The sequence below is a fragment of the Rhodococcus sp. NFXS4 genome (genome assembly GCF_058139645.1).
This window is the reverse complement of the sequence record NZ_CP192221.1, coordinates 1,372,596-1,385,361: the sequence shown is the minus strand read 5'-3', so window position 1 is coordinate 1,385,361 and position 12,766 is coordinate 1,372,596. Positions and strand designations below refer to the sequence as shown.

Below are 12,766 nucleotides of genomic sequence, written 5' to 3'. Positions count from 1 at the left end.
CGATCCGATCGGTGAATGGCAGCACCGTGCATGGGCGCCCGCGTTCTGGGCGGCCGTGTACTGCTGTGCGACAGGTGGTGTCAGTGCGGCGCGACGGAGCGCAGTGCCTCTCGTGCGTTGCGCTCGACGAACAGCGGCACGAAGTCGCGCACCGAGCGTCCCTCGAAGCGGGCATACTCGGTCGCCACGGTCTGTTCGATGTCGTGTCGGCTCACCCCGGGCAGGGCGGCGGTGAGCCGGTCCTGCACCGCCGCGAGATGCTCCGATTCGTTGGTGGTTGTCATCTACTCAGAATCGACCCCTTCTCGGGACCGAGTCAACGTTTCGACAATATTGTTCGCAGCAGTAACGATTACATGCACGCTGACGTCATTGGCGGCACATTCGTTCTGGCGTGGAACGGCCGACCCGTCGCACTGACCGGTCCACATGGTCAGAGCCTGGATTGGCCGAGCTGAGCACCACTGCCGAACGCGCCTCCCTGCGTACGAACGGGACCGGGTCTTGATACGAAGGAAATATTGCGCAAATTATCTTTCACACATATGGTGGGGCCCATGCCATCCGCTCCCCGCCCGGTGTCGAGCGTCTCCCAGCTCAAAGCGCTCACTCACCCGCTCCGCGTCCGCATTTTGTACGCCGTTCAGGCCGAGGGCGCGGCGACCGCCAGCCGGATCGGACAGCTGGTCGATGAATCGCCTGCGTCCGTGAGCTACCACCTCCGCAAGCTCGCCGACGCCGGGTTCGTCCAGGAGGCGCCCGATCGCGGTACCGACGGGAGAGAGCGCTGGTGGCGCGTTCCGGACGGCGGATTCACCTGGTCCTCCAGCGATTTCGACGCCACCCCCGAGGGCCGGACAACCGATCGCGCAGCGCGACGACTTCTGGTGGACAACCAGTTTCGGCGTCGCCAGGAGTTCGACTCCGATCCGGACCGATGGGGTGCCGACTGGGTACAGGGTGCGTTCAGCACCGACTACGTACTGAGAATGACCGCTGAGCAGCTCGAGGGGATGTCACGCGAGATCCAGTCGGTGATCGAGAAGTGGCGTGCTCGAGCAGAGTCGGCGGCCGCGCCCGCCGACAGCAGCCACGTCATGGTGTTCGCGCACGGGTTCCCGTTCGAGCCGTGACCACGACCCGGGGGTAACGAAAGGAACCAGGATGCAACATGTTCCGCCCGAGCTGTGCCTCGAACTTCACCGCGCCGAAATGACCCAGCACGTGACCACGCAGCACCGCCGCGTCGCCACGCGACTGCAACGACAGGCTCACCGCGACCGCCGCCGTCTCCTCCGTGCGCAGCAGCGCATGACGCGAGCAGCGCAACAACTCGCGCGAGCCGACGCGGCGGCAGCCCGGTCCCGGCACCGTCTGCACGCCATCTCCGGAACCTGAGGAAGGCGCAGGCAGACGAACGTCACAGCTGCGTCGCCACGTCCTGCCGATGCTCAGAAGCCGTCATCAACACCGTCGGTCAGCAACGCGCCCGACACCTGGTTCGACTGCACACCAAGACAGCTCGGAAGCCGTAACGGCCTCGAAATGCAGCTGACACTCGGGTGTAGTTCGACCGACTTACCGTGAGCCATGAAATTTTTGGGGCATCCTGCAGGCCAGATCGGGATAGCCGCGATCGGCGGTATCGCATTCGGATTGGTGGTCGGGGACTGGGCCGCCAACCTGAAGTTCATCGGCGACTTGTTCATTCGGCTGATCCAGATGTCGATCGTCCCGCTGGTGATGGCGTCGGTGATCGTCGCGACCGGGTCGATGACGGGGACCGGGACTGGCAAGATTGCGTTCCGCACGTTCAAGTGGATGATCGGCTTCTCGTTCGTGGCCGCAGTCCTCGCGTGGGTTCTCGCCAGCGTCATCCGGCCCGGTGCCGGCATGGTCTTCACCCAGGAGCTGGACCCCAGCCTCGAGGCATCGGCCGGGGAGGCCCTGGGCTGGCAGGACACGGTACTCAACTTCGTCTCGACCAACGTCTTCGACGCCATGTCGACGGCGACGATGGTGCCCATCATCATCTTCTCGCTGCTGTTCGGGATCGCTCTACGGATCCACGTCAACAACACCGGCGACACCACGGTGCTGACGTTGCTCGATCAGATTCAGAAGATCGTGCTCACGATGATCCGGCTGGTCATGTTCATCGCCCCGGTCGGAGTCTTCTGTCTGCTCGCCGCACTCGCCGGGGATGTCGGATTCTCCGTCGTGAGCACCGCGCTGAGCTACTTGGGCACAACGTTGCTCGGCGTCCTCATCCTGTTCGCACTCTTCGTCCTCGTCGTGACCGTGCGTACTCGCCTGAACCCGTGGAAGCTGCCCACCAAGCTGACCGAGCAGACCGCGGTGGCGATCACGACCACCAGTTCGGCCGTCACTTTCCCGACCGTGTTGAGGAACACCGTCGAGAAGGTCGGTGTCAGTCAGAAGGTCGCCAACTTCACCCTCTCGATCGGGTTGACGATGGGCTCGTACGGCGCCGTCCTCAACTACATGGTCGTCGTGATGTTCCTGGCGCAGGCCGGGGACATCGACCTCAGTGTCGGGCAGATCGCGCTCGGGATGGGGCTGGCGATCCTGCTGAACATGGGCACGATCACGGTGCCGGGAGGGTTCCCTGTCGTCGCGATGTTCCTGGCCACCTCGCTCGGACTTCCGTTCGCCGCAGTGGGTCTGCTGATCGCCGTCGACTGGTTCGCAGGCATCTTCCGTACGTTCCTCAACGTCAACGGTGACACCTTCGTCGCCATGCTCGTCGCCAACGCCGACGACGAGATCGACCGCGACGTCTACAACGGCATCACGACGGTAACCGCCGACGAGATCGACCTCGACGAATACCAGGACGCGCTGGCCAGCGCCGACCGAGCCGACTGACCTAGCCGAACTCGGGCAGCCAACTCGTCGGCTCTGCCCGGCCGATCAGAGTGCGACATCAATTCACTGTCGGGTCATGTAGTCGAACGCGGACCCCGCGTGGCGGTGTCGGCAGTGCTGTGTCGCGAAGGGCCAACTTTTGCGAGGGATCACTGTGCGCTGCTGATCCAGAAGGGTGCGTTCCCCGCGGCTGTTCATGGCCCTCGGCGCGGCCCGTGGCGGACGTCCATGGCTACATGACTCTCATTCCACAAATCCAATCGTCGCTGTGTGTCTGCGTGTGGATGTGAAAACTACGAGGCCCGTGTCGGTGCCCGCACCTAGCGTGTATCTGATCCGCACCCTCGACTACGCGGGTCATGAGTTGACAATGGCCCCCCACGCGATCCCCAGCAACCAGCAAATCGGGTCGTGCGCACTCTTCGTATACCTGAGCAGAAACTCGCCACCGAAGGAACTTTCAGATCCCAGCGCAAGCATGGGTGACTTTGGTCGTCGGCGTCCTCGCCGTCGTCGGCGTTGCTCTCACCGTCCGACAGCGCACTGTGGCAGACAAGCGCGCCCAGGCTGGCAACGCATCACCTGGTGCCTCGAATGCAGTATAACGACGACGAGACCGAACTCGGCTGGGACATCTACGCCACGGTCACCGACTCGGCGCTGACCACCAGGACCGAGGAAGACGTTCTGGTCGCTGTCACCGACCGTGCAGCGGCACGGCGGGCGCTGGTGCCGCCGACCGAAACCGAGGACACTGCCAGCCAGAGCGAGCAGCAGGAGGACCCCCGATGACCGCCACCGAGGAACGCAGTGACCGACCGGCCGAGCGGCCCAGGGTGGCTGCTGCCGCTGCCCGCGCCTCCATCGCCATCCGCGAGCGAAGCGGACGAGAGGTACCGCAGTGGCTTCGCGACACTGCTGCCGGCCGCCCCACCACGCCACCGCCCGATCTGACCTGACTTTCTTGCGGCGCAGCGGCTGCGTGGAAGGTGAACACCAACTGGCGCAACGGGCGTAGAACACATGTCTTTGGTTGTGGCGTTGCTCCGGGAACCGACCGACCAGCGCGCTCAGGCCGAGAAGGGCCGTACGCGGTTCATCCGTCGCTGCGGCGTATCACCGCCGTCTCGATACCACGACCTCGAAGCTGAGAGGCTCGGTCATGGAGTCTTTCTCCCGGCTCGATAGAGGTAGCTGTGTCTGGCTGTACTGCGGAAGGCGGTGCTCGTCGAACTGGGTTGTGTTCTTGTCCCAGTTGCCGCCCCGGGTGCCAGGTTGCGGGGCGGCATAGCCGTCGAGTGTCAGTAAAGGTCCGGGTTCGAGTCCCTGTGGGCGCACCACAAAGGCCCCCTGATCAGCAGCCGTGCTGATCAGGGGCGCGGAGAGGTGGGTAGCCCTGGGAACACTTTCTCGCTCGAGATGGTTGACTTGTAAACTAAACCAGGGTCGACGTCGTGGCCCCGACCGAGAGGCTCAGCAATGCATGTAGGTGTGGACAGCTTCGTGTCCTCCGTGACCGACCCGACCGACGGCCGCGTGATCGGCGCTGCCGAGCGAATGGAGCATCTGCTCGAGGAGATCACCCTCGCTGACCGGGTGGGTCTTTACTCGTTCGGGATCGGCGAGCACCACCGCAGCGAGTACTACGATTCCGCTCCATCGATCATCCTGGCGGCCGCAGCAGCTCGGACGGAACGAATCCGGCTGGGCAGTGCGGTCAAGGTACTCAGTGCGGACGATCCGGTGCGAGTCTTCCAGGAATTCGCCACCCTGGATCTGATCTCGAAGGGGCGGACGGATCTGGTCGTGGGCCGCGGCTCGTTCACCGAGTCGTTCCCCCTCTTCGGTTTGGACCTGGCAGACTACGACTCGCTGTTCATCGAGAAGCTCGAGCTGCTGCTGCAGATCCGGGACAACGTCGAGGTGACGTGGTCGGGCAAGCACCGGCCGGCGCTGACGCGGCAGGGCATCTATCCGCGTCCCATGCAGGATCCTCTGCCGATCTGGGTGGGTGTCGGCGGCAGTCCCGAATCATTCGCTCGCGCAGGTCTGTTGGGGTTGCCGCTGATGATCGCGATCATCGGTGGTGAGCCGCGCCAGTTCGCGCCGCTCGTCGATCTGTACCGCCGCGCGGGTGCGCAGGCAGGTCATGCGCCGGAGAAGCTTAAGGTGGGCCTGCACGTGTTCGGGTTCGTCGCGGAGAGCACGCAGGCGGCGGCGGACACCATCTACCCCGGGTGGAACGAGATGTTCACGAAGATCTCGCGGGAGCGAGGGTTCGCGCGACCGACCCGAGCGCAGTTCGATGCCACGTCCGGACCGAACGGTGCCTTTTTCATGGGTGACCCGCAGACGGTGGCCGACAAGATCGCGCGAGTGGGCGAACAGCTCGGCGGTGTGGATCGGTTGTCTCTGCAGATGACCAATCCCCGCTTGGCACACAGTGATCTGCTCCGCGGCATCGAGCTACTGGGAACGGAGGTCGCACCGCTGGTGGCCGATCTCTGACCGTGGTCTTGATCATGACGAGCTGGCGGACCTACGACCGGCTCTGCGTGAATGCTCGGGCGCGTTCGACCTCGATTTCCAGCCGACGTAGATTCCGTGGATCTTCGCCCGCCGTCCAAGTTCGGACGGCGGGCTCTGGCGAGAGATTGCATTGTGCCCCGCCCGGAAAATACTCGCTTCACAGTCGCCGATCCCTCGACCGGTAGGGCCGGCCTTGTCTCAGGTGCCGGGTGAAGAATCGGTCCGCCTCGTCGCCGGCGTATTCGGGGACGCCGACGTGCCCACCCATATCGGCGTGCAACGTTCGGTGGTGGTCCACAGTGCGGTGCTGAGCTCGTCGCCCCCCCGTCGAGATCGGAGATCGGAGTTCGACGGTGTAGATGTACGGCGGGGCGCTCCCACGATGCACAGCAACTCCCACTCCGCCAGGGGGACGATGTCGCCGTCCGAATTCTCGATGTAGCGGACGGTGGCACCCCAGGCGTCGCAGTGGGCGCGACCAGCCTGCACCGCAGGTCATTGAACCCGGTACAGACAACTTTGCAGCCGCCTGAGCGGGCACAATGCGTCGTTCGATATGGCCGAGAAGACCCGAAACCTCGAGTTACGAGTTGCAGTCATGAATAAGTAGTGAGTGGCACCGAAACCAGAAGAGCCCCTGACCAGCATAACTGCTGATCAGGGGCCCTTTGTGGTGCGCCCACAGGGACTCGAACCCCGGACCCAGTGACTATGCCCGCCGAGGACCAGGAATCCCGTTGAAACCACGAAAGGCCGTGTGACCAGCGCAGATTAAGAGTCATACGACCACGCGGGACCACCAGGATCCGAATGGGTCCGGAATGAAAGTCACGAATAAGTAGTGAGTGGCCACCGGAGTGTCGAGTCGCCACCAGAAAGAGCGCAGATCGGTGAAGTGGAGGCTAGAGCGTGGCTTGGGTCGTCATCGCAGCACGCCCGCACCGGCGGCCGCTGCAACATCGACGTAATCGATGTTCGGTCATCGACACCAACTGATTCTCCCGATGCCGCGCCTCTCGTAGTGTCACAGCAACGGTCGCTTCAACCCGGTGATCGCCTCGGTGGCCCCAGCGCAGTCGAAGTTTTACGGACTCGAGAGGCAGGAACATACCCCTTGCAACTGCTCGTCGATCGTGTCGTCACCGCTAGCGACTCCGAGCTCGGACCGGGCGTGTTTTGTAGCGAGGACCGGCGGCAGTATCGAACTCGCGAGGATGGTCGAAGTCGGCCCCACCTTGCTGCTCACCTCACTGCACGACGTCGTGGTGACGAGCCAGATGCTTGGTCGTCGACCCCGGTGCATCCAGCCCATGCCTCCTCAGTGCCTTGGACATCACCTGAAAAGACGACCACCTTATTCACCCGCCGACAACCGAGGAGAGTCCGATGACGTCCGTCGTCCCCCAACCACACATCCCGACTTTTCGAAGCGGGACACCACACATCGATGAGGTCGGCGACGGCCTGTTCGCCTACATCCAGCCCGACGGCACGTGGTCCATCAACAATCCCGGATTTCTCGTCGGACCCGACGGTGTCGTCAGTGTCGACACCTGCGAGACCGCGCAGCGCACGCTGGCATACATCGATGCAGTTCGCGACTTCACAGGCCACGAAATTCGAACAGTCGTCAATACACATCACCATCCCGACCACACCGCCGGAAACGGACTGCTCCCCCGCGCGACCATCATTGCTCACGAACGAACACGAACCGAGATGATCGCGCACGCAGCGATAGAGCTGCCACCCGGAATCTTCGAGCACATAGACAACGGGAACCCTCCGTTCACCCCTCCGTTCCTGACCTACACCGACGGCATGACGCTGTGGTTGGGAGACCGGCGGTGCGAAATCCGTTACGTGGGTCGCACTGCACACACCACGAACGACTCGATCGTCTGGGTCGCCGACCAGTCCGTTCTCTACGCAGGTGACCTGTTGTTCAAGGGCGGCACCCCGTTCCTGCTGAGCGGCTCTGTCACGGGCCTCGTCGGCGTACTGGACAACGTGATTCGGCCTCTGGGTGCCACCACCATCGTTCCCGGCCACGGCCCGGTGTGCGGAAGCGAGGTGATAGACGAGACTGTCGACTACCTGCAGTTCGTCATGACCGCCGCTAGGGACGCACGCGCGGCGAGCGTATCGCCATTGGATGCCGCCCGAGAGCTCGATCTCGGCAGGTTCGGCGAGTGGACGGACACAGAGCGCATCGTCGGCAACCTTCACCGGGCAATGGCCGAGCTCGACGGACTCCCCGCCGGCGCTCCACTCGACATACCGAAGGTGTTCCAGGACATGGTTTCCTACAACGGAGGGCCCTTGCCCGTACACGCCTGAGCGGGTACATCGTCACCGTCGACCTTTCTGCAGGCCGCGGCCACGAGGCACCGGAGTCGAACGATGCGGCTCTGTGTCGGCGCGGACGGATCATCCGAACTGCGGCCGGACCGATTCGGAGAGCGATCGTTCCCGATCGCAGGAACCGGATCCTCAGGTGACAGTGGAGCACATCGTTGCTTCTAACTGCACGCAACAACAAAGCTCGACAACGAAAGTGAGTGCGGAGACGATGGAACCTCCCGTGGATTCCGATGTAGTGATCATCGGAGCCGGGCCCGCGGGCCTGATGTTGGCCAACATTCTGGGTATGTACGGGAAAAGCGTCACTGTCCTGGAAGGGCTGTCCTCGCTCATCGACTACCCCCGTGGTGTGGGCCTCGACGACGAATCCTTCCGCACGATTCAGACGGTCGGCCTTGCGAACGCCGTGCGTCCGCACACGAGCCCGCAGCACATCATGCGATTGGTCAACGGCGCGGGAAAAGTCATCCTGGTCAACAATCCTCGAACCGAAGAATTCGGCTGGGAACGGAAGCACTCCTTCATCCAGCCCGAGGTGGACCGAGCTCTGTACGAGGGTCTCACGCGGTTCGACAACGTCGAGGTGCTGTTCGGACACCGCGTCGAGGAAGTCGAGGAGGACAGCGACGGGGTCACTGCGATCGCACTCGTCGATTCCGGGAGCGGCGAAGTCACCCGACGTTCCGTCCGAGGCCGGTTCCTCGTCGGCTGCGAGGGAGGAAAGTCACCCACGCGAAAGCGCCTCGGCGTGAGCTTCGATGGCAGATCTCCCTCGACCCGTTGGCTGGTGGTGGATGTAGCCAACGACCCGCTGGGTACTCCCAACGTCTTCCTCGGTGCCGACCCGAAACGTCCGTACGTCTCGATCGGGCTGCCCCACGCGGTCCGGCGGTGGGAATTCATGTTGCACGACGACGAGACCGAAGAACAGGTCACCGATCCCACCTACGTCGGCAAGCTACTGGCCCACCATGTTCCGGACCCTGCCGGACTGGACTTCATCCGCCGACGGGTATTCACCCACCACGCCAGAGTCGCGTCCGACTTCAGGCGTGGTCGCCAGCTCATCGCAGGCGACGCAGCCCATCTCATGCCGGTCTGGTTGGGACAGGGGTGGAACTCCGGCGTACGAGACGCCACCAATCTGGGCTGGAAGCTCGCCACCGTCCTGTCCGGGCAGGCCGAGGACGATCTGCTCGACACCTATACGACCGAGCGCAGAGATCATGCAAAAGCAATGGTCGACCTGTCACTGACCTTCGGGAACATGATCAAGATCACCAACCCCGTTGCAGCTCTGGCTCGAGACGTGGTTTCCTCTGCACTGAACCGCTTTCCACAGATCAAGAGCTACTTCTCCGAGATGCGCTTCAAGCCGATGCCGCGCTACACGGCGGGAGTACTGGCGGATCCCTCCGATTGCACGTCCGGTCGCGCTGACGCAACGATCACCAGTCGTCTGGTTCCGGTACGGAGCGCGAACATCACGATCTCTCCGGTAGGAGTACAGTTCCCGCAGCCTCGCGTGACCGTTGCGAACGCGGGCATCGTTCTTCTCGACGACGCCATCGGTAACTGGTGGTCCGTCATAGTGTGGGGTAACAGCCCCAAGGATGTGCTGCCGCAGAACGCTCTTCGCCGACTCGACGCCCTGGGCGCACGACTGGTGGCTGTGTTACCGGAGACGCAGCGCGAATGGGCGCAACAACAGATGGACGCCGATGTGCTGGTCGTAGGAGATCACACCGGGCTGCTGAAGAAGTGGTTCGACGATCGACCGACACCGTTGATCTTCCTGAGGCCCGACCGCTTCGTCGCGGGCGCGTGTCTGACCCAGAACGGCCCCGCCACGCTCGATGCGATCCTTGCCTCCATGTCGTTCATCGAGCACACACCGGTCGAAACCGCCGACACTGCACCTGACGCCGTGTGATGGGGGCGGTGACACGACGCCGAACTCGATGACGCAACGGTTTCACCTCCCCGGTCGAGCGGGTCGTGCAGCCGACTGTGCGTAGCCGGCTGCACGTCGATCGCGCCCGGTGTTCGAGTCAGGTGGCGGATGCGCGTGGACCGGGACTGGCCGGGAGGCAAGCGGGATGTCCGTAAATCAGTCCCTCAGCTGGTTTCGAGTGCTGACGCGGTCACGACACCAGGAGGCCACCGTCGACGTTGAACTCGGATGCGGTGATGTTCCGAGCTTTGCTGGAGGCCAAGAATGCCACCATGTCCCCGATGTCCTCAGCGGTCTGCAATCGGCCGAGCGGAATCCTCGACGCGAAGCCGTCCCATCCCTCTTCGAAGCTGAGGCCGTTGAGACCACTGAATTCCTTCACCACCTTGTCGTGCAGGTCGGTGGCCACGATGCCGGGATGTACCGAGTTGACGGTGATGTCGTACTGAGCGAGTTCGGCTGCGAAACTCTTGGTCATTCCGACGATGGCGAACTTCGATGCGCAGTAGGCCGCGATCAAGGCGACGCCTCGTTGGCCGCAGATCGACGACATGTTGACGATGCTGCCGCCGCGCTGCTCGATCAGGGCCGGCAACAGTGCGCGCGTCACCGTAAAGGTGCCCCGGACGTTGATCGACATGAGACGGTCGAACTCCTCGTCGGTGACGTCGACCGTGTTTCGGGCACCGATGTTCATTCCCGCGTTGTTGACGAGGATGTCGACCCGTCCGAATGTGCTCATCACCGAGGACGCCAAGTCGTTCGCCGAGCCGGAATCCCGAACATCGAGGTGCGCACCGAGTGAGTCGGTCGGCAGTTCGTCGGCTTGCTTCCGGGCTGCTGCCAGATCGATGTCGGCGATCACGATCGTGGCCCCCTCGTCGCTCAGCTTCCGAGCGCAGGCCCAGCCGATGCCGTTGGCACCGCCGGTGATGACAGCAACTTTTCCGTGGAGTTCAGACACAATCGTTTCCTTCATCGAGCTGTGGGTGGAGTTGTCGAACCGCGATCAGGCAGGGCCTCAGATCGGTGAGGGGATCCAGAGTCCGACGTCGTCGCGCTGCTTGAGCATGACCGGGAGCATCACTTCAGTCATGGCGCCACCGGTGCCCCACTGATCCTGGGTGTCCGAACGGGTCGGGTCGTATACCGATGGCTCCCAGGTGCTCTCGTCGACTGTCTCGAGCTCGGTCGTGTACTCGATGACATTGTCCAGCGGGTCGAGGAAATAGGAGAACGTGTTGTCGCCGGCACCGTGCCGGCCCGGGCCCCACAGCGGCCGGTGGCCACTGCGAATCATCCGGCCGGTACCGCGCATGTACTCGTCGATACCACGCATCTCGAAGGAGATGTGATTCAGGGACGTGGAGGGCGCCTGTGAGATCGCCAGGATGTGATGCTGAGAACTGCTGCGCATGAAGCACATCAGATCGCCCAACCAGTCCGACAACCGGAATCCGAGGTGCTTTTCGTAGAACGCCTTGGTCCTCTGGACGTCCGTCGAGTTGATCACGACGTGGCTGAGCTTGCGCGGAATGGACTCCCTTTCCTCGAGCAGTCGGAACGGACGCTGCTCCACATCTGCGGACACCTCGATCAGACGACCGTCCACGTCGAAGAACCGCAAGCCGTAGCCACCGCCGGGGGTTGTCATGACGGACGGTTCGCGGGTCATCGCGACCCCGGCACGCCCCAGACGCTCAGCCAGCAGATCGACCTCACCGATGGACTCCGCCCCGAACGACACGAGGTCGAGACGCTTCTGACGATCCTCTCGGAGGCGCAGAATGTAGTGCTCGGGATCAGCGGGAGAACCGAAGAACGTCACACCCGAGTCATCGGCTATGGGCGTGAGGCCCCACACCTTCGTGTAGAACTCCACAGCCTGGTCGTAGTTCGGCACGGCAAGACCGACATGCCGCAAATGCGTGATCGGACTGAATCCGGATGCCATCGGTGAACTCCTCGACTCTCGACCGCGCCCCGGGCGGGGCGCCGATGACATCACGGTAGTGGCGCCGATCACGCGGCACCAACAATGTTTTGCGATGCTTTGCTATCGATGCGATCAATTATGGGCGTACCGTCTGATCATGGATTTTCGGCAGGTCGACCTGAACCTTCTGGTGGCGTTCGACGTCCTCATGTCCGAGCAGAACGTGACTGCGGCTGCGCGCCGACTGTCCGTGGGGCAGTCGGCCATGAGTTCGACGTTGTCGAGGTTGCGGGCATTGTTGGACGATCCGGTCCTCGAGCGCAGAGGCCGGACCATGTTCCCGACTCCTCTGGCTCAGTCGCTCGTGGGCCCCGTGCGGGAGGCGCTGACCAAGTTCAATTCGGTTCTGACCGAACCACCCTCGTTCGAGCCGGCGCGAGATAACCGAAGCTTCACAGTGATGGCGAGTGATTACGCCTCCATGGCGGTGCTCCAGCCGCTACTCGTCGCGCTACCGACCGAGGCGCCGCACGTCGAGCTACGCATCCAACCGGTTTCTGCGAGCTTCCTAGACGATCTGACCGCCGATCATGTCGATCTGACGATCGTCCCACTGGCAGCCGCCGACACGATCACCGATTTGTTCGAATTCCAGACGCTCTACACCGACCCGTATGTCATCGCCGTGGACGCGGACAACCCACTCGTCTCGGATAGCATCACACTGGAGCAGTTCTCGTCGCTGCCCTACCTCGCAAGTAACGACGGCAACGCCCCCACCCTCATCGAGACGCAGTTGGACCGACTCGGAATTCCACGGAGACTGGACGTGACCACAGGCTTCGGCATTGCGCCATTCCTGCTGCGCGACACGCCCTTCGTCTCCGTCATTCCCGCCAGTCTGGCATCGACGGTCGCCGAGGGCGCGCGGTTGAAGTTGCTCACGCCACCCATGCCGCTGGAACCGATCACCGAGGTCATGGTCTGGGCTGGTCGAAACCACGACGACCCCAGCCACCGTTGGTTGCGGGAGCGGCTGGCCGGCATTGCCTCGCAACGAACGTGGCCCGGGGCGGCAGGAACCGCACGATGAG

General features: G+C 63.2%; 12 protein-coding genes. 9 read left to right on the top strand and 3 right to left on the bottom strand.

What is annotated here, in order from left to right:
* Positions 1 to 80: 80 nt before the first annotated feature.
* Positions 81 to 284: a three-helix bundle dimerization domain-containing protein gene (locus J4E04_RS06385; RefSeq protein WP_490150194.1), complete on the bottom strand. Its 204-nt coding sequence runs from the start codon at positions 282 to 284 to the stop codon at positions 81 to 83.
* Between the two features lie 273 nt (positions 285 to 557).
* Here J4E04_RS06385 and J4E04_RS06380 point away from each other — a divergent pair, with 273 nt between their 5' ends.
* From J4E04_RS06380 to mhpA, 8 genes are all read left to right on the top strand, one after another.
* On the top strand, positions 558 to 1,133 hold the full coding sequence (locus tag J4E04_RS06380; protein WP_490150193.1) for an ArsR/SmtB family transcription factor: 576 nt from the start codon (positions 558 to 560) through the stop codon (positions 1,131 to 1,133).
* A gap of 91 nt (positions 1,134 to 1,224) precedes the next feature.
* Positions 1,225 to 1,398, top strand: coding sequence for a hypothetical protein (locus J4E04_RS06375; RefSeq protein WP_490150192.1), 174 nt, complete (start codon positions 1,225 to 1,227; stop codon positions 1,396 to 1,398).
* A gap of 192 nt (positions 1,399 to 1,590) precedes the next feature.
* On the top strand, positions 1,591 to 2,889 hold the full coding sequence (locus J4E04_RS06370; protein WP_490150191.1) for a dicarboxylate/amino acid:cation symporter: 1,299 nt from the start codon (positions 1,591 to 1,593) through the stop codon (positions 2,887 to 2,889).
* Between the two features lie 594 nt (positions 2,890 to 3,483).
* Positions 3,484 to 3,681, top strand: coding sequence for a hypothetical protein (locus J4E04_RS06365; RefSeq protein ID WP_490150190.1), 198 nt, complete (start codon positions 3,484 to 3,486; stop codon positions 3,679 to 3,681).
* Positions 3,678 to 3,848: a hypothetical protein gene (locus J4E04_RS06360; RefSeq protein ID WP_155957004.1), complete on the top strand. Its 171-nt coding sequence runs from the start codon at positions 3,678 to 3,680 to the stop codon at positions 3,846 to 3,848. Before J4E04_RS06365 ends, J4E04_RS06360 begins: the two co-directional genes overlap by 4 nt.
* Positions 3,849 to 4,368: 520 nt before the next feature.
* Positions 4,369 to 5,397, top strand: coding sequence for an LLM class flavin-dependent oxidoreductase (locus tag J4E04_RS06355; protein WP_490150189.1), 1,029 nt, complete (start codon positions 4,369 to 4,371; stop codon positions 5,395 to 5,397).
* A gap of 1,407 nt (positions 5,398 to 6,804) precedes the next feature.
* Entirely contained in the window at positions 6,805 to 7,758 is a 954-nt protein-coding gene (locus J4E04_RS06350; RefSeq protein WP_490150188.1) for an MBL fold metallo-hydrolase, read from the top strand.
* A 244-nt stretch (positions 7,759 to 8,002) separates the two neighbouring features.
* Positions 8,003 to 9,715, top strand: a complete 1,713-nt coding sequence (gene mhpA / locus J4E04_RS06345) for a bifunctional 3-(3-hydroxy-phenyl)propionate/3-hydroxycinnamic acid hydroxylase MhpA (RefSeq protein WP_490150187.1) — start codon at positions 8,003 to 8,005, stop codon at positions 9,713 to 9,715.
* 211 nt (positions 9,716 to 9,926) lie between these two features.
* On the opposite strand, the gene J4E04_RS06340 is transcribed toward mhpA, so the two are convergent.
* Both J4E04_RS06340 and J4E04_RS06335 read right to left on the bottom strand, forming a co-directional pair.
* Entirely contained in the window at positions 9,927 to 10,700 is a 774-nt protein-coding gene (locus J4E04_RS06340; protein WP_490150186.1) for an SDR family NAD(P)-dependent oxidoreductase, read from the bottom strand.
* A 57-nt stretch (positions 10,701 to 10,757) separates the two neighbouring features.
* A complete protein-coding gene (locus J4E04_RS06335) occupies positions 10,758 to 11,690 on the bottom strand; it encodes a VOC family protein (RefSeq protein ID WP_490150185.1) in 933 nt (310 codons plus the stop codon).
* Between J4E04_RS06335 and J4E04_RS06330 the strand changes: the two genes are divergently transcribed.
* Positions 11,665 to 12,765 carry a LysR family transcriptional regulator gene (locus J4E04_RS06330; protein ID WP_490150184.1) on the top strand — a complete coding sequence of 367 codons (1,101 nt, stop codon included), beginning with the start codon at positions 11,665 to 11,667 and terminating at the stop codon, positions 12,763 to 12,765. The genes J4E04_RS06335 and J4E04_RS06330 overlap by 26 nt on opposite strands.
* The last annotated feature ends 1 nt before the right edge of the window (position 12,766 follow it).